This is a genomic window from Bradyrhizobium sp. CCBAU 11430 (genome assembly GCF_028128855.1).
Taxonomy (GTDB): Bacteria; Pseudomonadota; Alphaproteobacteria; order Rhizobiales; family Xanthobacteraceae; genus Bradyrhizobium; species Bradyrhizobium ottawaense.
Map to the genome: position 1 here is coordinate 24,498 of NZ_LBJV01000073.1, position 25,900 is coordinate 50,397.

Annotated in this window: 21 protein-coding genes and 1 tRNA gene; 7 read left to right on the forward strand and 15 right to left on the reverse strand. The window is 64.7% G+C overall.

Going from position 1 to position 25,900, the window contains the following annotated elements:
- Nucleotides 1-4: 4 nt before the first annotated feature.
- The 5 genes from XI04_RS34905 to XI04_RS34925 form a co-directional block, all read right to left on the reverse strand.
- Nucleotides 5-1,510 carry a M81 family metallopeptidase gene (locus XI04_RS34905; RefSeq protein WP_271608934.1) on the reverse strand — a complete coding sequence of 502 codons (1,506 nt, stop codon included), beginning with the start codon at nucleotides 1,508-1,510 and terminating at the stop codon, nucleotides 5-7.
- A 262-nt stretch (nucleotides 1,511-1,772) separates the two neighbouring features.
- Nucleotides 1,773-3,422: an ABC transporter ATP-binding protein gene (locus XI04_RS34910; RefSeq protein ID WP_095426169.1), complete on the reverse strand. Its 1,650-nt coding sequence runs from the start codon at nucleotides 3,420-3,422 to the stop codon at nucleotides 1,773-1,775.
- Nucleotides 3,423-3,550: 128 nt separating this feature from the next.
- Nucleotides 3,551-4,438 (reverse strand): ABC transporter permease, encoded by an 888-nt coding sequence (locus tag XI04_RS34915; protein ID WP_271623898.1) that lies wholly within the window; start codon nucleotides 4,436-4,438, stop codon nucleotides 3,551-3,553.
- Between the two features lie 19 nt (nucleotides 4,439-4,457).
- Nucleotides 4,458-5,399 carry an ABC transporter permease gene (locus XI04_RS34920; RefSeq protein ID WP_028141176.1) on the reverse strand — a complete coding sequence of 314 codons (942 nt, stop codon included), beginning with the start codon at nucleotides 5,397-5,399 and terminating at the stop codon, nucleotides 4,458-4,460.
- 207 nt (nucleotides 5,400-5,606) lie between these two features.
- Complete coding sequence (locus XI04_RS34925) at nucleotides 5,607-6,737, reverse strand: M20/M25/M40 family metallo-hydrolase (protein WP_271608932.1); 1,131 nt, start codon at nucleotides 6,735-6,737, stop codon at nucleotides 5,607-5,609.
- A 269-nt stretch (nucleotides 6,738-7,006) separates the two neighbouring features.
- Between XI04_RS34925 and XI04_RS34930 the strand changes: the two genes are divergently transcribed.
- The gene (locus tag XI04_RS34930; RefSeq protein ID WP_028141174.1) at nucleotides 7,007-8,617 is read left to right on the forward strand and encodes an ABC transporter substrate-binding protein; all 1,611 of its coding nucleotides are present in this window, start codon (nucleotides 7,007-7,009) and stop codon (nucleotides 8,615-8,617) included.
- 229 nt (nucleotides 8,618-8,846) lie between these two features.
- On the forward strand, nucleotides 8,847-10,442 hold the full coding sequence (locus XI04_RS34935) for a glycosyltransferase family 39 protein (RefSeq protein ID WP_333916511.1): 1,596 nt from the start codon (nucleotides 8,847-8,849) through the stop codon (nucleotides 10,440-10,442).
- Nucleotides 10,443-10,647: 205 nt separating this feature from the next.
- Here the strand turns inward: XI04_RS34935 and XI04_RS34940 are convergent, their stop codons facing one another.
- Entirely contained in the window at nucleotides 10,648-11,898 is a 1,251-nt protein-coding gene (locus XI04_RS34940) for a multidrug effflux MFS transporter (RefSeq protein WP_038949929.1), read from the reverse strand.
- Nucleotides 11,899-12,260: 362 nt separating this feature from the next.
- Here XI04_RS34940 and XI04_RS34945 point away from each other — a divergent pair, with 362 nt between their 5' ends.
- Nucleotides 12,261-13,568: a hypothetical protein gene (locus tag XI04_RS34945; RefSeq protein WP_049802011.1), complete on the forward strand. Its 1,308-nt coding sequence runs from the start codon at nucleotides 12,261-12,263 to the stop codon at nucleotides 13,566-13,568.
- On the opposite strand, the gene XI04_RS34950 is transcribed toward XI04_RS34945, so the two are convergent.
- The 5 genes from XI04_RS34950 to XI04_RS34970 form a co-directional block, all read right to left on the reverse strand.
- On the reverse strand, nucleotides 13,532-14,335 hold the full coding sequence (locus XI04_RS34950; protein WP_271608931.1) for a class I SAM-dependent methyltransferase: 804 nt from the start codon (nucleotides 14,333-14,335) through the stop codon (nucleotides 13,532-13,534). The two genes, XI04_RS34945 and XI04_RS34950, sit on opposite strands and share 37 nt — an antisense overlap.
- A gap of 11 nt (nucleotides 14,336-14,346) precedes the next feature.
- On the reverse strand, nucleotides 14,347-16,257 hold the full coding sequence (asnB, locus tag XI04_RS34955) for an asparagine synthase (glutamine-hydrolyzing) (protein ID WP_271623899.1): 1,911 nt from the start codon (nucleotides 16,255-16,257) through the stop codon (nucleotides 14,347-14,349).
- Between the two features lie 22 nt (nucleotides 16,258-16,279).
- Nucleotides 16,280-17,146, reverse strand: a complete 867-nt coding sequence (locus tag XI04_RS34960) for a glycosyltransferase family 2 protein (protein WP_028141168.1) — start codon at nucleotides 17,144-17,146, stop codon at nucleotides 16,280-16,282.
- The gene (locus tag XI04_RS34965) at nucleotides 17,143-17,889 is read right to left on the reverse strand and encodes a class I SAM-dependent methyltransferase (RefSeq protein WP_271608929.1); all 747 of its coding nucleotides are present in this window, start codon (nucleotides 17,887-17,889) and stop codon (nucleotides 17,143-17,145) included. Before XI04_RS34965 ends, XI04_RS34960 begins: the two co-directional genes overlap by 4 nt.
- Before the next feature lie 332 nt (nucleotides 17,890-18,221).
- Nucleotides 18,222-18,310 (reverse strand) — tRNA-Leu (locus XI04_RS34970).
- Nucleotides 18,311-18,483: 173 nt separating this feature from the next.
- Between XI04_RS34970 and XI04_RS34975 the strand changes: the two genes are divergently transcribed.
- On the forward strand, nucleotides 18,484-18,912 hold the full coding sequence (locus tag XI04_RS34975) for a twin-arginine translocation pathway signal (RefSeq protein ID WP_095426173.1): 429 nt from the start codon (nucleotides 18,484-18,486) through the stop codon (nucleotides 18,910-18,912).
- A 25-nt stretch (nucleotides 18,913-18,937) separates the two neighbouring features.
- On the opposite strand, the gene XI04_RS34980 is transcribed toward XI04_RS34975, so the two are convergent.
- A complete protein-coding gene (locus XI04_RS34980) occupies nucleotides 18,938-20,140 on the reverse strand; it encodes an FAD-dependent monooxygenase (RefSeq protein WP_028141166.1) in 1,203 nt (400 codons plus the stop codon).
- A gap of 19 nt (nucleotides 20,141-20,159) precedes the next feature.
- A complete protein-coding gene (locus XI04_RS34985; RefSeq protein ID WP_007602543.1) occupies nucleotides 20,160-20,405 on the reverse strand; it encodes a zinc-finger domain-containing protein in 246 nt (81 codons plus the stop codon).
- A 308-nt stretch (nucleotides 20,406-20,713) separates the two neighbouring features.
- Here XI04_RS34985 and XI04_RS34990 point away from each other — a divergent pair, with 308 nt between their 5' ends.
- The 3 genes from XI04_RS34990 (at nucleotide 20,714) to XI04_RS35000 (ending at nucleotide 23,535) form a co-directional block, all read left to right on the forward strand.
- Complete coding sequence (locus XI04_RS34990) at nucleotides 20,714-21,850, forward strand: hypothetical protein (protein WP_028141165.1); 1,137 nt, start codon at nucleotides 20,714-20,716, stop codon at nucleotides 21,848-21,850.
- A gap of 114 nt (nucleotides 21,851-21,964) precedes the next feature.
- Entirely contained in the window at nucleotides 21,965-22,720 is a 756-nt protein-coding gene (locus tag XI04_RS34995) for an alpha/beta fold hydrolase (RefSeq protein ID WP_028141164.1), read from the forward strand.
- 488 nt (nucleotides 22,721-23,208) lie between these two features.
- Complete coding sequence (locus XI04_RS35000) at nucleotides 23,209-23,535, forward strand: nuclear transport factor 2 family protein (protein WP_028141163.1); 327 nt, start codon at nucleotides 23,209-23,211, stop codon at nucleotides 23,533-23,535.
- A gap of 305 nt (nucleotides 23,536-23,840) precedes the next feature.
- Here the strand turns inward: XI04_RS35000 and XI04_RS35005 are convergent, their stop codons facing one another.
- Together XI04_RS35005 and XI04_RS35010 are read right to left on the reverse strand one after the other, a co-directional pair.
- Nucleotides 23,841-24,071, reverse strand: coding sequence for a hypothetical protein (locus tag XI04_RS35005; RefSeq protein ID WP_038949924.1), 231 nt, complete (start codon nucleotides 24,069-24,071; stop codon nucleotides 23,841-23,843).
- A gap of 352 nt (nucleotides 24,072-24,423) precedes the next feature.
- Entirely contained in the window at nucleotides 24,424-25,782 is a 1,359-nt protein-coding gene (locus XI04_RS35010; protein WP_028141162.1) for a hypothetical protein, read from the reverse strand.
- Between the last annotated feature and the right edge of the window lie 118 nt (nucleotides 25,783-25,900).

Genomic DNA, 25,900 nt, shown 5'->3' on the forward strand with positions numbered 1-25,900 from the left:
CCAGTTAGCTTGAGGGAGGCGAGAAAACGGGGCCGTTCGGCTTGATGCGAATGCCCGGCCGCAAACGCGTCCAGGGCAGGGTGGCGGTGTCGGCCGGCATCGCGCCGGGCGCGGCGCAGATCATCAGCTTTTCCGCGATCGGCTCGAAATCGGCGCGGAAGTGCACCGAGCTCTTGTTGACCAGAATCTTCTGTTCGGTCGGCTCGATGCCGACATAGCGGTACATCGCCTGGTCGGCGAGCTGCGCCTTGTGCGAGGAGACGACGACGCGGACGTCGCCGATGCGCAAGGCTGCCGAGGGACCCATCTCCATCTCGCGGCCGCCATAGTAAGGGCCCGGCGCGATGAAGCGGCCGTCGGACAGCTTTTCGACCACGAAGGTCTCGCGATAGGGCTCGTCGCCGGGGATGCCTGACTTGCCGCCGAGCGACAGCGTCACGGTGGCACCGACGCCGGCATCATGCGCGGCCTTGGCCGAGACCGGATCGTAGATCGCCCCGGTCGCGGCGCTCGCCTTGTTGCGCACCAGCGCGCGCAGCATGCCTGTGGTGTCGGAATCGCCGCCGGCACCGGGATTGTCCTGGGTGTCGGCGATGATGATCGGCTTGCTCGCGCTCTTTGAAAGTTCCATGGCGTGGCGCACGCCCTCGTCGGGCGACCAGATCTTGCCGTCGAAATCGTCCTCGTGGCTTTCGATCAGCTTCACGATCGCATCGGCGGCGCGGTCGGCATCCGCTTGCGTCCTGCCATAGGCGAACACGCTGGGGCCGCAATCGCGGAAATCGGCGGCGGGAAAGCCCGGCGCGAAAGACAGCGTCGGAACCGCATCGCTCTCCAGCACGGCGAGCTTCTCGTAGATGCCTTTGGTCGGCTGGTCGTTGGTGCATTGCCAGCTGATCGGGATCAGGAACGGCAATTGCCGGAACGATTTGGCAAAGCGCTGCTTGGACTTGAGCAGCAGCGCGAGATGTCGCGCAGAGGCGCGGCCGGTCTCGGCCATGTCGACATGGGGGTAGGTGCGGTAGGCGATCAGCGCGTCGGCATGCGCGATCATTTCGGGCGTGACGTTGGCGTGCAGATCGAGGCTCGTGACCAGCGGAACGTCCTTGCCGATGACGCGGCGCACGCGCGCCAGTATCTCGCCTTCGCCGTCGTCCAGATGCTCGGTCACCATCGCGCCGTGCAGGTCGAGATAGACCGCATCGAGCGGGCCGGCAGCTTTGATGCCGTCGACCATCACCTTCACGATGCGCTCGAAGGCGTCCCTGGTGACGTGCGCCGACGGGCTCGCGCCGCAGGCGATCGTCGGAACAAGTTCCCAACCGTTGGCCTCGGCGCTGTCGACGAAGCCGGCAAGGCCGACATTGATGCGCCGCATCACCTTCAGCACGTCGGCGCCTTCAGTCATCGCCGGCCAGCCGCCGCCATGCTGGAAGTCGGCGAAGGTCGCCTTGGTGGGAGCGAAGGTGTTGGTCTCGTGCAGGAAGCCGCCGACGGCGATGCGTGTCATTCAGTTCAGTCCAATCAATCAAGAGGGCGCGACGTTAGCCTTGGCCCTGCGGCGAGAGCAAGGTGGGACGCACTCGCGCCGCGCATAGGGTCAAGCTGTTTTGGGAATGCTGCTCCGCCGTCCTTCCGGGGCGCGCCCGCTTGGGCGCGAGCCCGGAATCCATCCGACGACAGACTCTGAGGCGCGATGGATTCTCAGGTGCGCAATTGCGCACCGTAGCTCATCGCTTCGCGATGCCCCGGAATGACAGCGGTGAGTGTTGCTACGCCGTGGCCGCCACGCCCTCCGACACCGGCCGGAAGTTCGCAAAATCCCAGTCGCGCCCCGGAGCGGCGTCCAGCAGAGCCCTGGTGTAGGCCTCCTTCGGATGCGTCAGCACCTCGGCAGCCGGGCCCTGCTCGACGACGCGGCCGTGCTGCATCACCACGACCTCGTCGCAGATCTGCGCTGCGACACGCAGATCGTGGGTGATGAACAGGATCGCGATGCCGAGACGCTTCTGGATCTCGTCGAAGAGTTCCAGCACCTGCGCCTGCACCGAGACGTCGAGCGCGGAGACAGCCTCATCCGCGACCAGCACGTCCGGATCGAGCGCGAGCGCGCGCGCGATGGCGATGCGCTGGCGCTGGCCGCCGGAGAACTGGTGCGGATAGCGCGATACCGCGTCAGCGGGCAGGCCGACGAGCTCGAGCAGCTCGCGGGCACGTTTCATCGCATCGGCATGCGCGACGCCGTAATTGATCGGGCCCTCCGCAATACTCTCGCCGACGGTGACGCGCGGGTTGAGCGAGCGATAGGGATCCTGGAACACGATCTGGATCTTTTGCCGGTGCGGCTGCAGCAGGCGACGCGAGATGCCGGCGATCTCGCGGCCGGCGAGGCGCACGCCGCCGGAGGTCGGATCGATCAGGCGGACGATGCAGCGCGCCACGGTCGACTTGCCGGAGCCGCTTTCGCCGACGATGCCGAGCGTGCGGCCCTTGCGCAGCGTCAGCGTCACCTTGTCGGCGGCGACGACTTCGCGGCCTTTGCCGAAGAAGGCGCGCTCTTTATAGACCTTGCTGAGATCGTTGGCCTCCAGCACCACCGGTTCGCGGCTCTCCTCGCGCGGCGGCCGCGGCACCAGGCTCGGCACCGCCGAGAGCAGATTGCGGGTGTATTCCATGGTCGGATTGCGCAGCACGGTCTCGAGCGGGCCGGTTTCGACCAGCCGGCCCTGCCGCATCACCGCGACGCGGTCGGCGATCTCGGCGACCACGCCCATGTCGTGGGTGATGAACAGAACGGCCGTGCCGTGATCGCGCTGGAGCTCGCGGATCAGGGACAGGATTTGCTTCTGCGTGGTGACGTCGAGCGCGGTCGTCGGCTCGTCCGCGATCAAGAGCTTCGGCTCCAGCACCAGCGCCATCGCGATCATGATGCGCTGGCGCTGACCGCCGGAAAGGCGGTGCGGGTAGGAGGCGAAGATGCGCTCGACCTGGGGCAGGTGGACCTGCTCCATCATGTCGAGGATGCGCTTCTTGCGGGCCCTGGCGTCGAGATTGGTATGCGCGCGCAGCACCTCGTCGATCTGGCGGCCGACCGGCACCACCGGATTGAGCGCGGTCATCGGTTCCTGGAAGATCATCGCCATCTGCGTGGCGCGGAGCTGGCGCAAGCGGCGGTCGGTCGCGGTGAGCAGCTCTTCGCCGACCAGCTTGATGCTGCCGCTGGTCGGAACCAGCGTGCCCTTCGGCAAGAGGCCCATCGTGGTCAGCGAGGTCACCGACTTGCCCGAGCCGCTTTCGCCGACGAGGCACAGCGTCTCGCGCTCGCGGACCTGGATCGAGATGCCGTCGATGATCTTTGGGCCACCCGGCTTCTTGCCGACGGAGACGACGAGGTTGTTGATGTCGAGGACGGTGTTGGTCATCAGGTCACTCCATCGTCATGGCGAGGAGCGAAGCGACGAAGCAATCCAGAAGTCCTTCCGCGGATGCAGACTGGATTGCTTGGCTTCGCTCGCAATGACGGAATAAGGGGCAGGGCCGGCGAGACAAATCACTTGCCTTCCCGCTGCTTCATGCGCGGATCGAGTGCGTCGCGGGCGGCGTCGCCGATCAGATTGATGCTGAGGATGGCGATCGAGAGCAGAAGGCCCGGCCAGAAGATCAGCGACGGCTTGATCTGGAAGTACTGGCGGCCCTCGGCCATGATGTTGCCCCAGGTCGGCGTCTCCGGCGAGATGCCGGCGCCGAGGAAGGAGAGGATCGCCTCGGTGAGGATGGCGCTGGCGCAGATATAGGTGCCCTGGACGATCAGCGGCGCCACCGTGTTCGGCATCAGATGCCGCCACATGATCTTCGGCAAGGACGAGCCGACCGAGATCGCCGCCTCGACGTAAGGCTCCTCGCGCGCCGACAGCACGACCGAGCGGACCAGGCGCGCCACGCGCGGAATCTCGGGGATCGTGATCGCGATCAGCACGGTCCAGAGGCTGGCACCGGACAGCGACACCACGGCGATCGCGAGCAGGATGCTCGGCATCGCCATCAGGCCGTCCATGGCCCGCATCAGCACGGCATCGACCAGCTTGAAGAAGCCGGAGACGAGGCCGATCGCAAGGCCGATGACGATCGACAGGATCGCCGAGCCGATACCGATCAGCAGCGAGATGCGGCCGCCATAAACGACGCGCGACAACAGGTCACGACCATAGGCATCGGTGCCGAGCAGGAATTGCGCGGACGACGGCTTGAGCCGTTGCGACGGCGCGAGCTGGATCGGATCATGCGGCGCGATCAGCGGCGCCAGGATCGAGATCAGGATGATCAGTGCGAGCAAGACTGTCGCCGTGGCGATGATCGGCGTCGAGGTGAGGAAGCCGAAGCGCGGCCGTAGCGGCGACGTGATCGGAATGGAGGACTGGGGAAGGGTATCGACCGACATGTTTGTCCTTATCCTTGCCTCAGTACCGGATCCGGGGATCGAGCAGGGTGTAGGCGACGTCGATGAGAAGGTTGACGACGACATAGATCAGCGACGTCAGCAGGATCATCGCCTGGATCACCGGATAGTCGCGCGCCAGCACCGCATCCACGGTGAGGCGGCCGATGCCGGGAATGTTGAACACGCTCTCGGTGACGACGACGCCGGAGATCAGCAGCGCAAAGCCGGTGCCGATCACGGTGATGACGGGCACGGCGGCGTTGCGCAGCGCGTGCCGCATCATCACGGCGACCTCGTTGATGCCCTTGGCGCGCGCCGTGCGCACATAGTCCTCGCCGAGCACATCGAGCATCGCCGCGCGCGTCATGCGCGCGATCAGCGCGATGTAGATGAAGGAGAGCGCGCAGGTCGGCAGGATCATGCGCTCGAAAAACGGTCCGAAGCCGTTAAAGATGCTGCGGAAGCCCTGCACCGGCACCCACCGCAGTTCGATCGCGAAGATCTGGATCAGGATGTAGCCGACCACGAACACCGGCACCGAGAAGCCGAGCACGGAAAGCCCCATCACGAAGCGATCGATCCAGGTGCCGTGCTTCCACGCGGCGATCACGCCGAGGGGAACCGCCACGATCACGGCGAGGATGATGGTACACAGCGCAATCGAGATCGACGGCTCGACGCGCTGGCCGATCATCTTCATGACAGGCAGATTGGAGATCAGCGAGGTCCCGAGATCGCCGTGCAGCAGCTTGTTCACCCAGGTGATGAACTGCACGATCAAAGGCTCGTTGAGGCCTAGCGAGGTGCGGATGCGCTCGAGCCGTTCCGGCGTTGCATTGTCGCCGGCGAGGATCGCGGCGGGATCGCCGGGGGTGAGGCGGAGCAGGAGGAAGACGAACAGCGCGACGACGCCCATCACGGGCACGGCGGCGAAGATTCGGCGAAGGAGATATCCGAGCAAGTTGGATCCGTCAGATTAGAGTAAATCGGCGGCAGCGGTCATAGCCTGTTCTGCCACCAGCCTAACATTTCAGCAATTCCCGTGCCATCAGGGCCACAGTTTTTGCAGTGCGGCCAGCTGTTTTGGCGCCCCCTCTTCAAGGGGGCCAGCGGAGCGTGCCCGCCAGACGAAATATCGCGGCGCGCCAGGCGCGCTCATCCAATCCGGTCACTCCAGCGTCGCAAGCAGCCCGGCCATCAGCCGGCCGCGCTCAACGAGACTCTCGACTTCGATATACTCCTCTAACGTGTGGCCATTGGCTCCGCGCACGCCCAGGCCGTCGAGCGTCGGGATTCCCATCGCACCGGTGAAGTTGCCGTCGGAGCCGCCGCCGGAACTCGCATGCGGCAGTTCGGCGCCAAGCGACTTGGCGATGCCGCGCGCCTTCTCATACAACGCCATAGTGCCGGCATCCGGCTCCCACACCGGACGCGTCACCCCGCGCGTCACCTTGAAGGAGACATCGTTGGCCGTGCCCGACAGCGCCAGCATCCGCTCGACGCCGCGATCGAGATCGGCCTGCCGCTTGGCCATGGAGAGCGCTTCGCCGGTGGCGGTCGTGGCAACGCAGTTGACCCATTGCCCGCCATGCACGACGCCGACCGAGAAGGTGCAGTCCTCCGTCGTCATCGCGTCGATGGCGAGAATCTGCCGCGCCATCTCGCGGATCGCCGAGCGTCCCGCCGACAGCGTCGCGCCGGCGTGGCTCGGCCGGCCCGTCGCCTCGAGATTGAAGCGTGCGATGGCGTAACGTCCGGTGGTGACGCCGTTGTCGGCGCGGCCGGGCTCGGGCACCAGCACATATTTGTTGCGCGCGGCTTCCGCCTCGATGATGTCGCGGGTCGAGGGCGTGCCGACCTCCTCGTCCGGCGTGAACAGCACGGTGATCGGCAGCGGCGTGGGGAAGGATGCACGCGCCAGTTGCCGGATCGCTTCCAGCGAGAGGTAGTTGCCGCCCTTCATGTCGTAGATGCCGGGGCCGTAGCACCGGTTGCCCTCGCGCCGCCATTTCAGCTTCTCGATGGTACCGACCGGGTGGACGGTATCCATATGGCCGGCGATCAGGATGCCCGGTTCGCCCTGTTTCGGATGCGGAAAGCGCGCGCGGATCACGCCGCCGAAACCTTGCCGGCCGGCGATGCGCTCGATCGTCGCACCCATGATCGCCATATCCCGCGCTGCGATATCGAGCATGCGATTCACCGCACCGGCGTCCCAGGTCGGGCTTTCGCATTCGACCCAGCCGCGCAGACCCTGGAGCATCGCCTCGGAATCGAAAGGAAGATTGGCTGGATTCATCTCAATGTCTCTCAAGCTTCGAAAGATGGAATGCGCATTGCACTGCTGCGGGGCAGGACGAGTGGAGAGTGTTGTAGAGCCAAACCGATCCTTGTGGAGCCCGTGCCCGCGCCGCCAGGGCTTGCAGCGAAACCGGATTGACGCGCTCGGCACTGTCTGCAAGTCTCGAAAGATAAAGGCATTGCATGAGGTTAGTTCGCCCAAGGAACGAGCCGCATGCTTAACCAATAACCTGCCTTTGAACAGTTTCACGTCAGGAGAAACTTTTTATGTTCCACTTCATGCGCCGGGGGCCTCGCGCGTTTGCCTCCAAACTTGCGCTGTCTGTCGTTGCGCTTTCGACGGCGCTTGCCTCGCCAGTGCTTGCAGCCGGCAAGACCATTACGGCGGTGATGCATTCGGATCTGCGCATCATCGATCCGATCTTCACCACGGCCTACATCACGCGTGACCATGGCTACATGGTCTACGACACGCTGGTGGCTCCCGATTCGAGCTTCAAGATCCAGCCGCAGATGGCGGACTGGAAGATCTCCGACGACAAGCTCACCTACACCTTCACGCTGCGCGACGGCCTGAAGTGGCATGACGGTGCGCCGGTGACGGCGGAAGATTGCGTCGCCTCGCTGAAGCGCTGGGCCGCGGTCGACGGCATGGGCCAGAAGCTCCTGGACTTCACCGCGAGCATCGAGGCGACCGACGCCAAGACCATCACGCTGAAGCTGAAGGAGCCCTACGGCCTCGTGCTCGATTCCATCGGCAAGCCGTCCTCGCGCGTCGCCTTCATGATGCCGAAGCGCCTCGCCGAGACGCCGCCGGACAAGCAGATCCCCGAGCAGATCGGCTCGGGCCCCTTCAAGTTCGTGGCATCGGAATTCCAGCCCGGCGTGAAGGCCGTCTACGTCAAGAACACCGACTACGTGCCGCGCAAGGAGCCGGCGAGCTGGACCTCCGGCGGCAAGGTGGCGAAGGTCGACCGCGTCGAATGGATCACCATGCCGGACTCGCAGACCGCCGTGAACGCGCTGCAGTCGGGCGACATCGACTTCATGGAAAACCTGCCCTACGACATGCTGCCGGTGCTGGAGGCAAACAAGGAGATCACGATCGAGGTCTCGAACAAGTTCGGCTTTCAGACGCTCGGCCGGATGAACTTCCTCTATCCGCCGTTCGACAACGTGAAGGTGCGACGTGCCGCTCTTCTGGCGATGAACCAGAAGGACGTTCTCGACGCGCTGGTCGGCAATGCCAAGTACCAGAAGATCTGCGGTGCGTTCTTCGTTTGCGATACGCCGTTCGCGACCGAGGTCGGCGCCGAGACCCTGGTGAAGGGCAATGGCATGGCGGAGGCCAAGAAGGCGCTCGCCGAGTCAGGCTATGACGGCACCCCGGTCGTGGTGATGGCGCCCGGCGACGTCACCACGCTCAAGGCCCAGCCCATCGTCGCGGCCCAGCTGCTGCGCGAAGCCGGCTTCAAGGTCGATCTGCAAGCGACCGATTGGCAGACGGTGGTGAGCCGCCGTGCCAGTCAGAAGCCGCCGAAGGAGGGTGGCTGGAACATGTTCTTCACCAACTGGGTCGCGGCCGACGTCTCCAACCCGATCGCCAATCTCTCGATCGGCGGCCAGGGCAAGAAGGGCGGCTGGTTCGGTTGGGCGGAAAGCGCCAAGATCGAGCAGCTCAAGGACGCGTTCGTCCGCGCGCCGTCGATCGACGAGCAGAAGAAGATCGCCGCCGACATCCAGAAGGAAGCCTATGAGCAGGTGATCTACATCCCGCTGGGGCAGTACCTGCTGCCGAGCGGCTGGCGTAAATCGCTGACCGGCGTGCTCGACGGCCCGGCGACGCCGCTGTTCTGGAACGTCGACAAGTCGGAGTAAGGGGAGGCGAATTCACGTAGCCTTCGTCTTCACCACGCGGCGCCGCTGTCATCAGCGGCGCCGTTGTCTTTTGTGGTCTTGCGCCGGCGGAAAAGGCGTTGCGGCTTTTAACCTTTCCAGTTTCCAGTCATTGCTATTTGTTTCAATCTTGAAATAGATGCGTCGTCCTTGCGCATCACTTTCCCTCCTCAACCTGATTCCCGTGCCGATCGATTTTGCATTCCAGGCGATGGCCGAACGGTCCGATCGCGCGCCGGCACGTTGGCGGCGGCCTTTCCTGCATTGGCTCGATGGCGTCGAGGCGGGCTGGGCCGTTCCGCTCCTCATCGGCTGTTTCGTCGCGATCTGGACGCTCTATCTGGCGATCGCCTATGCCGGCGGCGGACTGCACCCTGATACGCTCGAGGCCTGGATGCTGGGGCAGCATTTCGCCTGGGGCTATCACAAGCATCCGCCCTTGACCGGTTGGATTGCCGCCAGCTGGACCTCTGTCTTTCCGCTCAGCGATTGGTCGTTGCAATTGATGGCGATGGCCAATGCCGGGCTTGCGCTGATCTTCGTTGATCGGATCGCGCGGCAATTCGTGACCGGGCACAAGCGCATCCTGGTGCTTTTGCTCCTGATGCTGACGCCGGTCTATCAATTCCATGCCCAGCGCTTCAATGCCAATTCGGTGCTGCTGGCGGTCTGGCCGCTGGCGACCTGGTGCTTCCTGCGCGCATTCGAGACGCGCGCCCCGCTGTGGGCGGTCGCAATGGGATGCACGACGGCGCTGGCGATGGTCGGCAAATATTATTCGATCTTTCTCGTCACGAGCTTCGCGTTTGCCGCGCTGGCGCACCCGGCGCGGCGCGCTTATTTCACCTCCGCTTCGCCCTGGATCTCGGTCGTCGTCGGGCTCGCGGCGCTGTCACCTCACGTCTATTGGCTCGCGACGACGGGCGCGTCGACCTTCACCTACGCGCTGGCGCACACCGGCGGCAACGCTGCGACCTCACTCGGCGAGGCGAGAAACTTTCTGCTGGGGCTGGCGGCGGCGATGAGCATGTCGGCCGTGTTCTGGGTGCTCGTCGCAGGAACGCGCTTGAAGCGGTTTCCCGCGGACTTCGCCGCAATGGGCCCGGGCCTGCGGCTCTTGTTCTACGTCACGATGGGCACGATCGTGCTGCCGGTGGTGACGTCGCTCGTGATGGGCACCGATCTGCCGTCGCTATGGGCGCTGCAGGGACTGTTCCTCTTCACCGTTCTCGTGGTCTGCGGGACGAGCTACCCGATCGAGCGCTTCTACACGGTCAACCTCACCGTGATCGTGGCCGGCGTCGCGCTCGCGGCCGTCCTGATCGCCGCGCCGATCCATGCCGTCTATCGCAATGATCACGGGTATGAGGAGGGCCGGAATCTTTACGCCCAGGCGGCTAGTGAATTGACGCGCGAGTGGCGGGAGCAGACCGGCGTGCCGCTGAGCGCGGTGAGTGGTGATGGTTCGCTGGCCTTCGCCTCCGCGTTCTACAGCCCCGACCATCCACGTCATGCGGCGCCCTTCGAGTACGAACAGACCTTGGGCTTGCCGCGCAAGACGTCGCTCGACCGCGGCTGGGCCGCGCTGTGTTTCCGCGACCAGGAATCTTGCACGCGGTGGATGGCGTGGGCGTCCTCGCAGACCGGGCACTTCGTCAGGCGCGAGTTCACCGTGCGGGCCACCCTGTGGGGGCGGCCCGGTCTCTCGCGGGAGGTGGTCGCTCTGATCGTGCGGCCCCGGGGAATGCGGATGATACCCAAGAGCGCTGCGGATGATTTCAGCGCCAGCAGGCGCGGTTCGGAATAGGCTCCGCGCTCAGCAATGACTGTCGCGGATCTGCTCGAGGCCCTCGCTCGCCAAAGGCGTCGTCAACGTGGCCTGCTCTGCGCTCGGCTCCGAACGTTCCGTCTTCCGCCGTTCGACGTCGTGGTGGTCGTCCCGGTGTTCCGGTTCCATTGAATGTGACCTCTCGAATTGCTGCAGGACAACATCGAGGCGATCGGGAAGTTCCTTAAGCGACGGGACGATGATACGGCTTGAACAGCCGGCCCTTTTCCACCACCAGCACGATCGCGAGCGCAGCGAGCGTCGACAGGAAGAAGCCGATCGAGAACGGCAATAGCGTTCCGTCGAAGCTCTGTCCGATCGCCATGCCGACCACGATTCCGATCAGCGTCGTGATCGAGCCGTAGAGCGAGGAGGCGGTCCCGGCGATGTGGCCCTGCGGCTCCATCGCGAGCGCCGTGAAGTTGGCAACCATCATGCCGAACGAGAACATCATCAGAGCCGAGAGCACCATGAACAGAGCAAGCGGCAGGATGCCGAGCATTTCCGTCAGCAGCATCACGGCAGCGACGATTGTGTAGAGCGTCAGCGCGCCATGCGAGATCACGCGCATGCCGAGCCGCCCGACCAGTCTCGCATTGAGGAAGCCGGCGACGGCCGTGCCGGCTGCAATCGCGGCAAAGGCGAGTGGGAAGTAATGGCCGAGGTGATAGATGCCGGTGAAGACCTGCTGGGCGCAGAAGACAAAGGCAAAGAGCGCGCCGATGACGCTGCCGGCGGCCGTGGCATAGCCGATGGTCTGGCGATTGGTCAGGGTCTGCCGGAATGCCGAGAGCACATCGGCGGGCGCCAGCGATCTACGTCCGGACTCGGGGAGGGTTTCCGGCAGCCGCAGCACGCACCAGGCGAGTGCGAGCAGGCCGTACAGCATCAGTACGACGAAGATGCCGCGCCACGCCGTCACCAGCAGTACCGCCTGTCCGAACGAGGGGGCGATCACGGGCACCGCGATGAACACCATCATGGCAAGCGACATCACGCTCGCCATGCGGCGGCCGACATAGCAGTCACGCACGATCGAGGTCGCGATCACGCGCGTGGCCGAGGTGCCGAGCCCCTGCAGCGCGCGCGCCAGCAGCAGCGTCTCGAATGAGGGTGCCGCGACCGCCAGCACGCTCGCCACCGCATAGACCGCCATACCGCCGAGCAGCACCGGCCGGCGGCCGAAGCGGTCCGACAGGGGACCCATGACGAACTGGCCGGCGCCGAAACCGATCAGGAAGGTCGACAGCACCAGCTGGAGATGGTTGGCGACGGGGATGTTGAAGGCTGCCCCGATATTGGGCAGTGCAGGCAGCATCATGTCCATCGCAAGCGGATTCAGCGCCATGATGGACGCGATCACGATGACGAATTCTGGAAATCCCATCGGGCGGTGTCCCGCGGACACCCAATCGTCGGCATTGACGTCAGACAAGAAGCTCACCTCTGAAATTGAGCGACTTTATCCATCGCTCATGCTGCGTTGCACAACCCATGTTTCGGGATGGCTGGCAGGCGGAGGAGGGGCGGACAAGAATTGGTGAGGGGAAGCCCCCGCGCGAGCCGACCGCGGGTCCTGCTATGGCCCGGAAACCAGTGATTCACCATCCCTCCCTAAAGATCGGCGCCGAGCGGGGCAGGTCGGGTCCGGCGGGATGAAACGGAAACGCCTCCTGTCCACTGTGGCGGCCGATCGATGAGGCGCCGCGCCGGCGCCGAGAGAAACCAGGCCAAACAAGGTATCCGATTGTGTCTGATGTCAGCGGTACAGCACGTTGGTTGGAGCCCTCGGCCGACATGGCTTCGAGGCGTAACCTCTGGCTTGCCTGCCTGATCGCACTGACCGCGCTTCTGGTGATCGGCAATCTCGCCAGCGACGTCGGGCTCGATGTGAAATATGGCTGGGACACTCGCGTCAATTGCGCGGCGGTGGATGCCTATGCCGGCGGACTCGATCCCTACTTCGTCAAGAACCTGAAGGGCACCAAGCTCTCTTACCCCTATCTGCCGGTGACGCTGGAGGCCTTCCGTCCCTTTTGCGCGGATGGCATTCTGGTCGCTCATTACAAAACTATCTTTCCCGTGCTGGCCGTGCTCTGCGGCCTTCTCTTGCCAGGTCTTGGCTTGCCCGGTCTTGGCGTGCCCGGTCTTGGCCGAGCGCGCCCGAGCGCTCGCGACGTTGGGCTCAGGGTGCTCTGCGCGCTCGGCGCATTCGTCGGTTTCGAATGGGTCCAGGCGTCGGGCAACTTCGCGATCCTGAGCGGCGTGCTGACCGCGATCGCGCTGAGGCTTCTGCTTTCTCCGCCCGCATCCGGAGCGGCAGAGGACCGCAGCTTTCCGTCGCGCCTCGCCGGCGCCGCGCTGCTCGGCCTCGTGATGTCGTTCAAGCTGGTGTTCTTTCCCGTGCTGGCCGCGCTGTACTTCCTGCCGCTGCCGCGCCGCCGCAAGCTGATGCTGATCGCGATGGCTGTGTTCAGCTTCGCCTTGCCGATCCTGATATCGCGGCTGGCATACCCCGATCTGTTCGCGAGCTGGCAACTTGCGGTGGCCGGAAAGATTCCGGACCAGCACCTCGTCGAGCTGTTCGAGAGCAATCCGTCCCTGCTGCTGCTGGCGCGGGATCTGATGGGGCATGTGGGCCTGATCGATAGCAAACCGGCGATCTTCGCAACCTATGCCTTCGCCGTGACCGCACTGGTGCTCGTGCCGTTCGCCCTGTCCATCCTGCGCTTGATCGGGAGCCGCCCGGCGCACGAGGGAGATTCGCTTCCTGCGCGAGTGGATCGCTGGCTGATGGATCACCCCCGTGCAGCCATGCGCATCACGGTGCTGGCGATGTTTGCGCTCTATCTCAGCTCGCCGCGCCTCAAGGAATATGCCTTCTTCGAGCTCGCGCTCTATGCCGCGATCCTGCTGGTCGATCTTCCAGCCAGGGCACTGGCCGCCGCGCTCACCGTCGGTCTCCTGATGCCCTCATTGATCTTCGTGACGGGGAGTTCCCCCGAGGACAATTCCATCCAGCTCTTCAGCGCGCTGATGTTCTTCTGGGTCCTGCTGCTCGACGCCCGTCATGCGGGCCGGGTGCCGGACACGGTCCAGCTATAGCCGTGGCGGTGGTAGAGCCGAACATCCCCGAATCCGCCATCCGACAGCAGTGCCTCCGCTTCGGCGCGCGTGTAGTATTTCGCGTAGGCGGGATTGAGCTGATCGTAGATGGTCAAGCGGCGAACGCTGCGCGGAAACTTCGCCAGCACCGAACGCATGTAGGACCGCATCGGTAGCGGCAATATCCGGCACAGCCCGATATAGGCTGTCAGCGCCCATTCCAGACCATGCGACAGCACCACCAGCAGCCGGTGCGGCAGCAGCACGGTGAGCTTGCGCAGCGGGATCGCGAGCGACAGATAGGTCTCGTTGCCTTCGTAGCCGTAGAGCCAGACGATGCAGCGTCCGCCGGGGCGCAACGCATCATAGGCCGCGCGAACCACCGGCGCCGGCTCGGGGATGTGATGCAGCACCCCCATCGAAACCACATAGTCGAGCCCGAGATCGGGCGGCAAGCGGTCGCCGGGCGCCTGCAAATAGTCGATGCGCTCCGCCCGGGCCACCGTGTTGTCCTTCAGGACCAGCATGGCATCGGAGGGTTCGACCGCGACGACACGATCCGCCCCGGCATCGAGCAGCATGTTGACGATGCGTCCCGTGCCGCTCCCGATATCGGCGATCCGCTTGCCCTTGACCTCGTCGAGGGAAAGCAACGGACCGAACAGATCGGCAAGCAGGTCCGCCGAGCCGTAATAGGCGGGGTTTTCGCGGAACGCGGTCCATTGCTCGCCGAAATCGTTGATCGTCTGGTCCTTCAGGTCCGGCATGTGCCCGCTCCCTACGCTCGGCGCGGCGAGGGGGTCGCAAGCCCCGTCAACCAGATGCCCAGCGTCAGGATCGGCCACAGCGCGAACGCATTGTCGCTCCTGGCCTCGCGATGCGCAGTCCACAGCAGCCGGATCGCCTCCGGTTTCAGGAAGGGCGCAAAAACGTCGGCCTCCCTGTCGAGCACCCGGTCGCAGATCGGCCGCAGCCCACCGCGTCGCATCAGTTGCGCGATCGGCACGTTGAAGCCGCGCTTGCGCGACCATGCGGCCTCTCCCGGCATGCCCAGGCGCTCGGCGAGTTTGCGCAACACATATTTCGGTGCGCCCTTGGGCCAGGGATTGAGCAGCGAGACATCGAGGCTGCCGGCGAGGTCCATGACCCGTCGATCGAGGATCGGCACGCGCACTTCGAGACCATGCGCCATGCTCATGGCATCGACCTTGGTGAGGACGCTTTGCAGATGGAAGCGCTGGTCGGCGATCAGCGCCCGATCCAGCACGTTGTCATGCGGCTCCGAATAATATTCGGCGTATTCCGCGAACGGGTCAGTCGATGCAAGATCGGCCATACCGCGGTCATAGATCTTCTCGGCGAGAAAGCGGGGAACGAGCCGCCGCCATTGCAGATGCGGGCTGTTGCCGGCTTCGCCCAACCCGAGTGCGAAGCGGGCGAGTTGCGCCGCTGCCGGAAGCCGCTTCTCGTTGCCGCGCACCGACGCATAGGCGAGGCGTCCGGTCAGGCCGGCAAGGCCGCGCGGAACGACGTGGCGCGCGCGCTCCGCCATCATGGTCGCGGCATAGGTCTCATATCCGGCGAAGAACTCGTCTCCGCCATCGCCGGACAGAACCACCGTGGAATGCCGGCGGACCGCACCAGCCAGATGATAGAAGCCCAGCGCGCCCGTGTCGGCGCATTGGCCGTCGAAATGATAGACCACCGCCCGCAGCGACGCCTCGGCATCCTCGCCCGCTTCCCCGTCGATGACGTTGAGCGACAGGCCGGCGGCGGTGGCGATCTGCTGCGCCACCGCGGTTTCATCATGGCTTTTCTCGGTGAAGCCGGCCGTGAACAGCGGCGGCTTCAAGCCGAGCCGGCCGAGCGTCAGGCTGATCAGCGAACTGTCGATGCCGCCGCTCTGCAGCACGGCGAGCGGCACGTCGCTCACCATCTGGCTTTTGACCACGGTCTCGATCGTCGATTGCAGCCGGACAACGGCTTCGTCGAGGTCGCGGATCGCAGGCGCACGCACCGGCCGCCAGAAGCGTCGCTCGGTTCGCTCGCGCTCGGTGAATCCGATCATCGTGCCGGGCGGGAGCTGCTTGATGTCCTGGTACAGGCTCGTTTGCGTCCCTGGATGGCCTGCGGCGAGATAGGTATGCAGGGCCACGGGATCGATCCGCGCGGTGAGGTCTCCGCCCGCCGCAAGTCCCTTGATCTCGCTTGCGAACAGAACGCGGCTGCCGTTCTCGGAATAATACAGCGGCTTGATCCCGATGCCGTCGCGCGCCAGGATCAGGCGGCGCTCCTGCCGATCCCACAGGCCGATCGCGAAAAATCCCTCCAGGCGTTCGAACATCGCCTCACCCCAGGCGAGATACGCGTAAGGGAGGATCTCGGTGTCGCAGGTGCTGCGAAAGCGGACGCCGAACGATCGCTCGAGCTCGCTGCGCAACTCGTGATCGTTGTAGATCTCTCCATTGTAGGTGACGACGATGCGTTCCGAGGCATCGAGCATCGGCTGGCGCCCGGCATCGGAGAGATCGCGGATGGCGAGCCGGCGGTGGGCGAGGCCGACGGGGCCGTCCAGCCAGGTGCTCTCGCCGTCCGGCCCGCGATGGACCAGCGCTGCCGACATCGCCGCAACCGCACGGCCGTCGGCGGGCCGACCGTCACGATGAAAGATGCCCGCTATGCCGCACATCGCGTTCCCTTGCCGCGGGAGGTCATGGTCGCTGATTCATGATCTGCTTCAGCAGCACCGCGAGCAGTCCCATGGCGACGACGAGAATGCTGAGCAGGATCGCGCCGACGCCCAGCACGAAGGCGCTGACGACCTGCAGGATGATCCCGCCGATCAGCGAGACCAGCGCGAGCGCCATGCACATCATCGCCAGCAGCACGAAGATCTTCAGCGGATTGTAGTAGGTGCAGGCCTCCAGGACGTATTGCAGTGTCCGAATGGAGTCGCGGAACAGGTTCACCTTGGAGCGGCCGATGCGCTCCTTGTAGTCGATGTCGATGTAGTCGACGAACTTCGCGTTCATCATGTAGGCGAGCGTCAGCGACGTCGTGAAGCTGAAGAGGTCGCTGACATGCTCGAAATAGGAGATCGCGACCTGCCGGCCGAACACGCGCAGGCCGGAATTGATGTCGGGGATCTCGCGGTTGGCGGTGAATTCGACGATCGCCTTGAGGATCGCGCGCAATGGCGATTTCAGCCTCGACTCGCGGTAGTTGGGCCCGGTCCGGGCGCCGACGACCATGTCGAACCCCTGGTTGAAGCGCGCGACCAGCGCCGGGATCGTCTCCATCGGGTAGGAGCCATCCGCGTCGCTGATGACGATCGTGTCGTAGGACGCAGCGCGAATTCCATCCTTCAGCGAGCGGCCATAGCCGATGTTGTGGGGATGCCTCAGCACCTTTGCACCGGCCTGTTCGGCAAGCTCGCCGGTGCCGTCGGCCGAACCATCGTCGACAATGATGATCTCATAGGGAGTGAGCTGAGCGCCGTCGAGGGCCGCCTTGGCTCGATCAATGGTTTCAACGATGCCGTTGCGCTCGTTGAGCGCAGGAATGACGACTGAAATCATAAGCGGCGTGCAATGCAGGTGACGGATTGCCCAAAGAAGCTTCGCGAGAGCGGATCGAGCGCCCGCGACAGCGGCACGGCATATTTGTCGAACAGGGCGATCTGCCCGTTGACGGCGGTATCGTTCAGCGACTGATGCCGCTTCAGACGATTGGCAAGCCATCCCAGCCCGCCGATCGGATTGAAGTAATTCAGCCGGACCAGCTCGACCGGTTGATCGGCGAGCAGCTTGGCGAGGCGCGCGGTGGTGTAGCGGCGGCAGTGTCCCGCCAGGCGATCGAGATCGTTGTAGAGCAGCATCAGGGCGGGAACGCTGATCAGGAGATGGCCGCCGGGCTTGAGCACCTGGACCAAATTGGCAACCGCCGTGGCGTCATCCTCGATGTGCTCGAGCACATTGATGGTGAAGACCGCATCGACGCCTTGGGGAAACAGGGAACTCAGCTGATCGCGGACCAGAATGTCGCAGACGGCGAACTTGCGATCGGGCATCGCCTTGGCGGCACGTTCGACGCTTTCGCGGTCGTGGTCCACGCCGCAATAATCGCCCAGCTCGCCCAGCACTCTGCTGTAGAGCCCATGCCCGAACCCGACCTCGAGGATCGCACCCTTCAGGTAGGGACGGAACTGGTCGATAACCCAGTTCATGTAGTTCTGCGCGTCGGCGATTGCGCTCGAATACGTATCGGCCCCGACTTTCAGGCCTTCCGTCGTGGACTGGGCGGGAAAGGAGGTTTGAGCCATGGAGCCTGCGCCTTGTTCTCGCTCGGGTTAGCAGCGAGCGCCACATTTCTCAAGGACATGTGCAGCACAATCGCCTTAAAGTTGACGGCTCATGCGACAGGAACATGATGTGCTCCGACGCGCGCTCGATGCGCTGAAATCCCGCCTCGATCATCGATCCGTCGCCTGCTTTCGGTGAAGCGGCTGCTTGGACTCGGGCGAGGGCGATCTTCAGATGCTGAAGCCGTGCAACAGAGCTGTTGGGCAGATCGAGACGTCACCGGAGGCGTGTTCGATGATCGCTCAGCTGAAGCGGAGGGTAGACCGCCTTCATCGCGGAGCATCAAATCTCGTGGTGCGGGCAGCCGGGGTCGAACCGGCACAGCGCTTGCGCACCGAGGGATTTTAAGTCCCTTGCGTCTACCAATTCCGCCATGCCCGCTTGATCCAACGAGATCAAACACTTAAGTCCATCCTGGCCGTCTGGAATTGGCGCGTTGCGAGCCCGGAGGGACGGTTCTTCCTTAAGCGAGCCGGGCGCACAAGGCAAAGCCTCAATCCGGACATCTGTTGTTGCTTTAGGCATTCTCAATCCAAGGGGACTATTCATCCGGCATGGCTGCTTCGTTTTCCACTTCGCCGCGCGGCTTCGGCGCGCTCCTCGCGCTGCTTGCGGCCGGCGCCGCGCTGTCCGGCTGCGCCGGCATGAGCGAGACGGTCGCGCCGGCCTTTGCCGATCCCGCCAAATACGAATTGTACGACTGCAAGCAGCTGGAGGCCGAGCGCAAGTCGCTCGCCAAGCGCACTGACGATTTGCGGGGGTTGATGGAGAAGGCGGAGACCGGGACGGGTGGCGCCGTGGTGTCCGAGCTCGCTTATCGCAACGACTATGTTGCCGTGCGCGGGTCGGCGCAAATGGCCGAAGACGCCTGGCGCCGCAACAAGTGCCGGGAAACGCCGCCGGAGGCGACCCCGCCTGCCACGCAATTGTCGCCCGCGGCGGCTGCCAAGCCCGCTTCGAAATCCGGGAAAACGTCCCGCTGAGGCGCCGCGCTGGCGGCGCTTCGCATCAGGGCCGCCAGCCGTAGATCCAGTCCTGCCGCGCCAGCATGCGGTCCGGGCCGAGCGCGCGGATCGCAAGATCGCGTGCGGCCGCAAGCGGCCCGCCGAGATGATAGATGCGGCCCTGCTGCCGCGCGGTCCGCTGCACCCGCCGCACCCGCGCCTGACGGGCACGGCCGTATTGCGTCAGCGCAGCACTGATGCCTGCCGTGCTCTCGGCGGCTTCAAAGCTCAGATGCCGGGCGAGCACCGCGGCATCCTCGATCGCCATGCCGGCGCCCTGGGCCGCAAAAGGCAGCATCGCATGCACGGCATCGCCGAGCAGCGCCACCGGACCTCTGCTCCAGGGGCAGCCGTCGGGCACGCCGAACAGCGCCCATTTCCGCCAGCTGTCGACCGTGGCCAGCATCATCCGCGCCGAGGCCGGCCAGCGCGGCGCGGCGAAGGCGTCCATCACTTCCAGCGGATCGCCGGGCGTGCTCCAGCCCGGCCTGTTCCAGGTGCCCGGCAGCACAGCGACCACGTTGATCTGGCGTCCGCCCGCGATCGGATAGGCGACGAGATGGGCGTTCGGCCCCATCCACAGCTGCACCCGGCGCGCGGTGTAGTCCTTTGGCAGTTGCGTGGCATCCAGCGTGCCGCGCCAGGCGATCAGCCCGGAGAAGCGCGGCTGCACCTCGGGAAACAGATGCTGGCGGACCGTCGACCAGATGCCGTCGGCGCCGATCAGCGCGCTGGCGAGATCGCTGCGGCGGATCGTGCCGCTGCGATGGACCACCGTCAGCCCCTTGGCATGAGGCGCGACATCTTCGAAGGTCGCGCCCAGCTTGAGGTCGATGTCGGGATGATCGGCGACAGCACCGGCCAGCGCGGATTGCAGGTCGGCGCGGTGCACCACCCAATAGGGAGCGCCGGCCCGCAGCGAAGCTGCCTCGCCGAGCGGCATGCGCAAAAGCTCGCCGCCGGCCCGCGCGCTCATGATCGAGACCGCCTCCGGGATGACGGCGCGCAGCCTGAGGCGCTCGGTGAGGCCGAGCTCGACCAGCACGCGGCTGGCATTGGGGGAGAGTTGCAGGCCGGCGCCGACTTCTTCGAGCCGCTCGGCCTTTTCCAGCACAACGATGCGGAAGCCGCGGGCTGCCAGCGCCAGCGCGGCCGTCAGTCCACCGATGCCGGCACCGGCGATGACAATCGTGCGGGAGAGCGCCACCCCTGACCGATGGAAACGGTCAGGCCACCTTGTCCTTCAGGACGCATTCCGGCGGGCGGGCTTCGCCCGCCTTCAGATCGGCCGCGAAGCGGTACAGCGTCGAGCAGTAGGGGCAGATGATCTCGTTGTCGTTGCCGAGGTCGAGGAAGACGTGCGGATGGTCGAACGGAGGGTTGGCGCCAACGCACATGAACTCTTGCGAGCCGATCTCGATGACGGGGACACCGGCATCGTTATGGAAGTGCGGGACGACATGGTCGGACATCGTAACTCATCCTGGAGTGGCAATGGCGGCAGACACAATCACGAACTGACGCGGCATCTTTAAGGCGCCGCGGACCATACTGGTGGGTGTGGATGATTGCTAGTCCAGCGGAACCGAAAGGTTCGCAATTGCCCCATGCTCATTTGCTCATGCAAATTCGACACAATCTTAAGGCCTGAGAGAAGCCCTTCTTTCGTCGGGGACGTTGTGTCGCAATTTTGGCATACTATGTCTGTGGACGAGCAAATTTGCGCCGAATGACGAATCGACCGGCGCAAGGGATCCCAGGGACTTCCGGGCTTTTCCACATGAAGTGGCTGCGAATCACCACAGCGTTGACCGGTATCGCCGCGTGCGGCTTCATGCTCGCGCAGGTAGCACCGCACGCGCGCGAGGCCGGCGCGATCCTCGCCGCCCAGGATGATCCGGCCGTGCTCTCCGAGCTGAAGCTCGATGCATTGCTGCGGCAGAACGACCATCTGGTTCAGGACAACATCGAGGCCGCACTCGCCGCCGGCGATGCGGATCTCGCCGACAGTTTTGTCGCGCTCGCGCGCGACCGCAACATCGCGCTGCCCGACGACCTCCTGGGCCGCGTCAATGACGCGGTCAAAGCCGAAAGCTCCACCTCGCATTTCGCCAAACGTTTCGCCACCGGCCTCGTCACCGGCAATGCCGACGATGTCGCGAGCCTCTCGGGGACGGTGGCGGGCGATCTCTTCGTGATCGGCGACATCAGGGACGTGGTGCGCGAGGGCAAGCATCTTGCCATGGGCGAGGACACCGACCGGCTCGTGCTCGGGCTTGCGGCGGCCGGCCTTGCGGTGACGGCGGCAACCTACGTGTCCGTCGGTGGTGCCGCGCCGGTGCGCGCCGGACTGACGCTGGTGAAGGATGCACGCAAAGTCGGGCGGCTCGGCGAGGGGCTGGCGGTCTGGGCCGGCCGTTCCGCGCGCGAGGTCGTCGACACGCCGGCGCTGCGGAATGCGGTGGTATCAGGCTCGGTGCTGCGGCCGGGCGAGACCGTCAGCGCGATCAAGGCGGCGTTCCGGGCCGAGAAGGCCGGTGCGCTGGTCCGGCTTGGCAAGGATGTCACGCGCGTCGCCGAGAAGACCGGCACGCGCGGGGCGATGGACACGCTGCGCATCGCCGAAGGTCCCAAGGATGTCGCGCGCGCGGCGCGGCTTGCCGAAGCGCAAGGCGGCAAGACGCGCGCGATCATGAAGCTTTTGGGTCGGGGCGCCCTGCTGCTGATCGGCGGCGCGTTCAATCTGGCGCTCTGGCTGCTCAGCGCGGCACTGACGCTGTTCGGCCTTCTCTCCTCCATCAAGGCGACCACCGAGCGCCTGACCCAGGCCTGGTGCGATCGCAAACGGGCGCGGCGGCTTCGCCGTGCCCGGATCGCCGCGGAAGCTGCTCTGGCCAACGCGGCCGTCACGGCGTGAGGCGCGCGGCGCTCCAGGCTATTGTTTGAGCATGATGTTGCCGGAAAACCGCTGCACGCTTTGCCGGATCGTGCTCTAAGATCAATCACTCCCCACAACACCACGGAACTGCTGATGCCGAGCTTTCACAACGGCGCCGTTGAAATTGCCTATCTCGATGAAGGCGAGGGCGATCCGATCATCCTGGTGCACGGCTTTGCCTCGAGCAAGAACGTGAACTGGGTCTATCCGACCTGGGTCTCGGAGCTGCGCAAGAACGGCCGCCGCGTGATTGCGCTCGACAATCGCGGCCATGGCGAAAGCGCAAAGCTCTACGAGCCCGCGCAGTATTCGATCCCGACCATGGCCGGCGACGTGCTTGCGCTGATGGATCATCTCGCGATCCCGCAGGCCGACATCATGGGTTATTCGATGGGCGGACGGATGGCGGCGTGGCTCTCCCTCAACGAGCCGCAGCGCCTGCGCTCGGCAATCCTCGGCGGCATCGGCATCGGCGGCCTGATCGAGGGCACGGGCCCCGGCGAGAACGTCGCCAAGGCGCTGGAAGCGCCAGATCTCGACGACGTCACCGATCCCGTCGGCCGCACCTTTCGCGCGTTCGCCGATCAGACCCGCTCCGACCGCCGTGCGCTGGCCGCCTGCCTGCGCGGCACACGCGACCTCATGACGAGGGACGAAGCTGCGCGTATCGACGTGCCCGTGCTGATCGCGGTCGGCACCACCGACGACGTCGCAGGAAGTGCCAGCGCGCTCGGTGCCATCATCCCCGGCTCCGAAGTGCTCGACATTCCGAACCGCGACCACATGCGCGCGGTCGGCGACAAGGTCTACAAGACCGGCGTGCTGGATTTCCTCTCGCGCCGCGGCTGAGGCATGGTGTCTGAGGCCAGGAGGTTGTTGCCCCGCTATCCTGAAATGTCCCATCACAAGGGGCTGTCCGCTCCCTTCAGGTCCGCGCGAACCCGGGGCGCTTGCACGTAAGATGCCCCCCGCGTGAGGCGGCTATTTTGGGAGGCGACTGTAATCTATGCCCAGCCCGGGCGCGTCGCTCCGCCTCTTCGACTCGAAGGCGGAGATCTTCCAGTTCTGAGAGTCGGGAAGAGAGGTCGTTCAGCCGTTGGGCGAAGAGGATCGCGCAAGACTCCTTCATCAACGCCTCCCGCTCCAAGCTCGGGCCGACTGCGTTGCCCTAGGGGATGGCGGCGGGAAAACAGGATACCCGTCCAACCGTTCCACTTGCCGTTGAGGCTATGACTTTCGGCATATGGTCCTAACCTGGCGAGGACACCAAAATTCTCGAAAGAGAGACTTGGCTGGTATGCCGGCCAAATCTCGATTTTTGGCATCGAGGTGCTTGTATGTCCTTTGACGCGATGGCCGCGGCGGTCGATTGGTTAGATGCCTACCGCGCCGGCGATGTTGACACGATCTTGCGGATGTACGCTGAAGACGCGGTCATCGTCTGCGGTTGCGGTTGCACGAAGACCATTACAGGGCCCGAAGGTCATCGCGCGTATTGGGTCGATCGGATGATCCAATATCCTGCGTCGAAGCTCGACAACTTACAGCAGGCGGAGGAGGGAGCGCTGATCTCTTACGTCGTGCGTGAAGGCCTGGTCAGCGCGGTCTTGAAGTTCAACGCCGCTGGCCAGGTAGCGGTGCACACCTGCGGACCTTCAAACTGACGTGCGATAGGAAAGCCGCCATCGCGGGCAACGGGATGCGAGCTGGTGCCTCTCCCGGGAACACGGTCCTTCCGCTCGATCGGGAAACACGTGGTAACCCATTTGTGGTTCCGGCAGCCGCGATCCTCGCTTTCCCGAGGCCCTTTTCGCCTGTGCGTTCAGGATTGGGCTCGGAGGAGCACCGCTATGAGCGCGGCAGCCAAGATCACTAGCCATATCAACGAGACGATCGTGGAGGCGAAGTGCCAATCTACGTCGCGGCGCCTGGGGTGCATTGTGTCTCCTTCCGGAGGCCGCGCGTCGGCTCAGCGGCCTCTATCGTCCTTCCCGTTGGGGCTGCCATCGCGGCCGCCATTGCCCCAGCCATTGTTGCCATGGTGCTGATGGTCGTGGTGAACCGCCCTCGCGCCAGACTGTGCAATCGCGTTGGACGTGAGGGACGTTGATAGCAAAAGGGTGATGGTCGGCGGCGTCACGGCGGCGAACTTTCCGCAGGTCTTCAAGAATTCCCGTCGGTCGTCGTCTTGGTCTGGCATTGCAGTGTCTCCAGAGGGGTAAAAGCGATTAAATCATATTAAATAAATTAAATAAATTAAATTTTGTTCCTGGGAACGGGCGGGAATTCCGGCGCCGGGCGCTGACCTTTCGGCATCCTGGAGTCCGGACCTCAGCTCGAGGCGGGTTGGAACGTCGGCAAAGGGGCCCACGAGCGGACGTGCAAGCGGGTCGCTCGAGAGTGCTTGGAGTCCGCCCAGGGGCTGCTATCGGACTCTGGTTCTTTGCCGACGCGGATAGGCTGTTGAACGCCAAGTCAGTTCCGGGTGTTGCTTTCGATGAAAGCGTTCGCTGCTCGGACGAAACCAAGCGCGATGACTCTTCATTCCAATCTCATGGCGCTTTGACGTCGTCGCCAAACCGCCGCGCCAGCGCCGCCAGCACCACGAAGGTGGCGACCCATACCATCCGCGCGCCATAGCGGTCGTGCGGGCCTGAGATGACGGCACAGATGAAGGCGTTGCCGAGCAGGGCCAGCGTCACGGTCGCCGCCAGCAGCGTCAGGTCGTCGAGCCGGCGGTTTGCCAGCGCGTTGCCGAGCAGCGCGACCAGGGCCAGCATCGAGGCCAGCGCCACCGGCACGTGCAGCCAGTTGATCGCGGTGAAGTCGAGCTGCCAATTCTGCTGTCGCGCGGAGCGCATCGGCGCGGCCTGCGCGGGGATGTAGCGCTCGATGATGCCACGGGTGTGCGGGATCCAGCCATTGGTGCCTTCGCCGGTCGCGACATGCAGCAATTGCTGGCCCATCGCCCGCAACGCCGCGCCGGCCTGCCAGGCCGGATAATCCCTGAGCGACTGCACGACGATGTAACCCATCTCCTCGTTCATGCCTTCGAAGCGGCCAAGCGTGTTGAACATGCTCTTGCCCCACAGGAACTCATCTGCCGTCGCCGGCAGCTCATTGCGATAGGGACAGAGCTTGTAGCGTTCGCGCGGGCAATGGTCGTCGAGGTAACGCGCGACGATGCCGTCCTGCATCATGCGGCCGAAGGCGACGCCGTAACCGCCGGGCGTCCAGGCCAGCTTGCCGGACAGCGCATAATTCGCCGAGACCAGCATCAGGCCGCCCGCAACGATGCTGAGGCTGGCCTGCGCCAATCCCGCCAGCGGTAGGCGCTCCTTGAGAAACGGCCGGGCGATCCAGCCCGCGACGCAAAGACCGAGCAGCACGCCGAGCGTGGCGCTGTGGGTGGCGGCGGCAAAGGCGGTGAAGACGAACAGCGAGATCTTCTCGAGCGCCGAGGTGCGGCTTGCGCCGACGACCAGGAGAAACAGCGACAGCACCGAGAGGCCGGCAAAGATGTCGGTGAGCAGCATGCTCGCAAGCCAGGGCAGCGCGGTCGACAGGATCAGGCCAAGGCTGATCGCGACGAAGCGAAAGGTCTGCATCATCGAGAGCACGCGCAGGGTGAGCTGCAACAGCCATAGCGTTGCCAGCGACTGGACCGCGAGGTTGATCCAGAAGCCAAAACTTTCGCCATAGTGCAGATAGAGGCCGAACACCGTGGAGCGGCTCGGGACGAGATAGCCCTCGTACCAGCGCGCCAGATAGCCGCCGGTATCCCATTGCAACAGCGGGTAGCCGTTCCAGAACGCCGGCGCGATCATCAGGAGGGGCAGGGCCACCGCCGCCAGACGCAGCCAAAGCGTATCCGCGGCGCGCCCGCGCAATTGATCGGTGGTGATGCTCAAATCTGCTCCCCGTCCTCGCCCCGAACCATGCTCGCAATAACGGTCGGGAGAGAATTCACCAATAGTTTGACGCCGCCCGACTTGAATTTGGCAAAACTCTGACCACTTTGAGCCAACC

Excerpts from the sequence above, each read along its gene's own strand:
- XI04_RS34905 (WP_271608934.1), bottom strand. The coding sequence starts at position 1,510 with ATGACACGCATCGCCGTCGGCGGCTTCCTGCACGAGACCAACACCTTC.
- XI04_RS34910 (WP_095426169.1), bottom strand. The coding sequence starts at position 3,422 with ATGACCAACACCGTCCTCGACATCAACAACCTCGTCGTCTCCGTCGGC.
- XI04_RS34915 (WP_271623898.1), bottom strand. The coding sequence starts at position 4,438 with ATGTCGGTCGATACCCTTCCCCAGTCCTCCATTCCGATCACGTCGCCG.
- XI04_RS34925 (WP_271608932.1), bottom strand. The coding sequence starts at position 6,737 with ATGAATCCAGCCAATCTTCCTTTCGATTCCGAGGCGATGCTCCAGGGT.
- XI04_RS34930 (WP_028141174.1), top strand. The coding sequence starts at position 7,007 with ATGTTCCACTTCATGCGCCGGGGGCCTCGCGCGTTTGCCTCCAAACTT.
- XI04_RS34935 (WP_333916511.1), top strand. The coding sequence starts at position 8,847 with ATGGCCGAACGGTCCGATCGCGCGCCGGCACGTTGGCGGCGGCCTTTC.
- XI04_RS34945 (WP_049802011.1), top strand. The coding sequence starts at position 12,261 with ATGGCTTCGAGGCGTAACCTCTGGCTTGCCTGCCTGATCGCACTGACC.
- XI04_RS34950 (WP_271608931.1), bottom strand. The coding sequence starts at position 14,335 with ATGCCGGACCTGAAGGACCAGACGATCAACGATTTCGGCGAGCAATGG.
- asnB (WP_271623899.1), bottom strand. The coding sequence starts at position 16,257 with ATGTGCGGCATAGCGGGCATCTTTCATCGTGACGGTCGGCCCGCCGAC.
- XI04_RS34960 (WP_028141168.1), bottom strand. The coding sequence starts at position 17,146 with ATGATTTCAGTCGTCATTCCTGCGCTCAACGAGCGCAACGGCATCGTT.
- XI04_RS34965 (WP_271608929.1), bottom strand. The coding sequence starts at position 17,889 with ATGGCTCAAACCTCCTTTCCCGCCCAGTCCACGACGGAAGGCCTGAAA.
- XI04_RS34975 (WP_095426173.1), top strand. The coding sequence starts at position 18,484 with ATGGCTGCTTCGTTTTCCACTTCGCCGCGCGGCTTCGGCGCGCTCCTC.
- XI04_RS34985 (WP_007602543.1), bottom strand. The coding sequence starts at position 20,405 with ATGTCCGACCATGTCGTCCCGCACTTCCATAACGATGCCGGTGTCCCC.
- XI04_RS34990 (WP_028141165.1), top strand. The coding sequence starts at position 20,714 with ATGAAGTGGCTGCGAATCACCACAGCGTTGACCGGTATCGCCGCGTGC.
- XI04_RS34995 (WP_028141164.1), top strand. The coding sequence starts at position 21,965 with ATGCCGAGCTTTCACAACGGCGCCGTTGAAATTGCCTATCTCGATGAA.
- XI04_RS35000 (WP_028141163.1), top strand. The coding sequence starts at position 23,209 with ATGTCCTTTGACGCGATGGCCGCGGCGGTCGATTGGTTAGATGCCTAC.
- XI04_RS35005 (WP_038949924.1), bottom strand. The coding sequence starts at position 24,071 with ATGCCAGACCAAGACGACGACCGACGGGAATTCTTGAAGACCTGCGGA.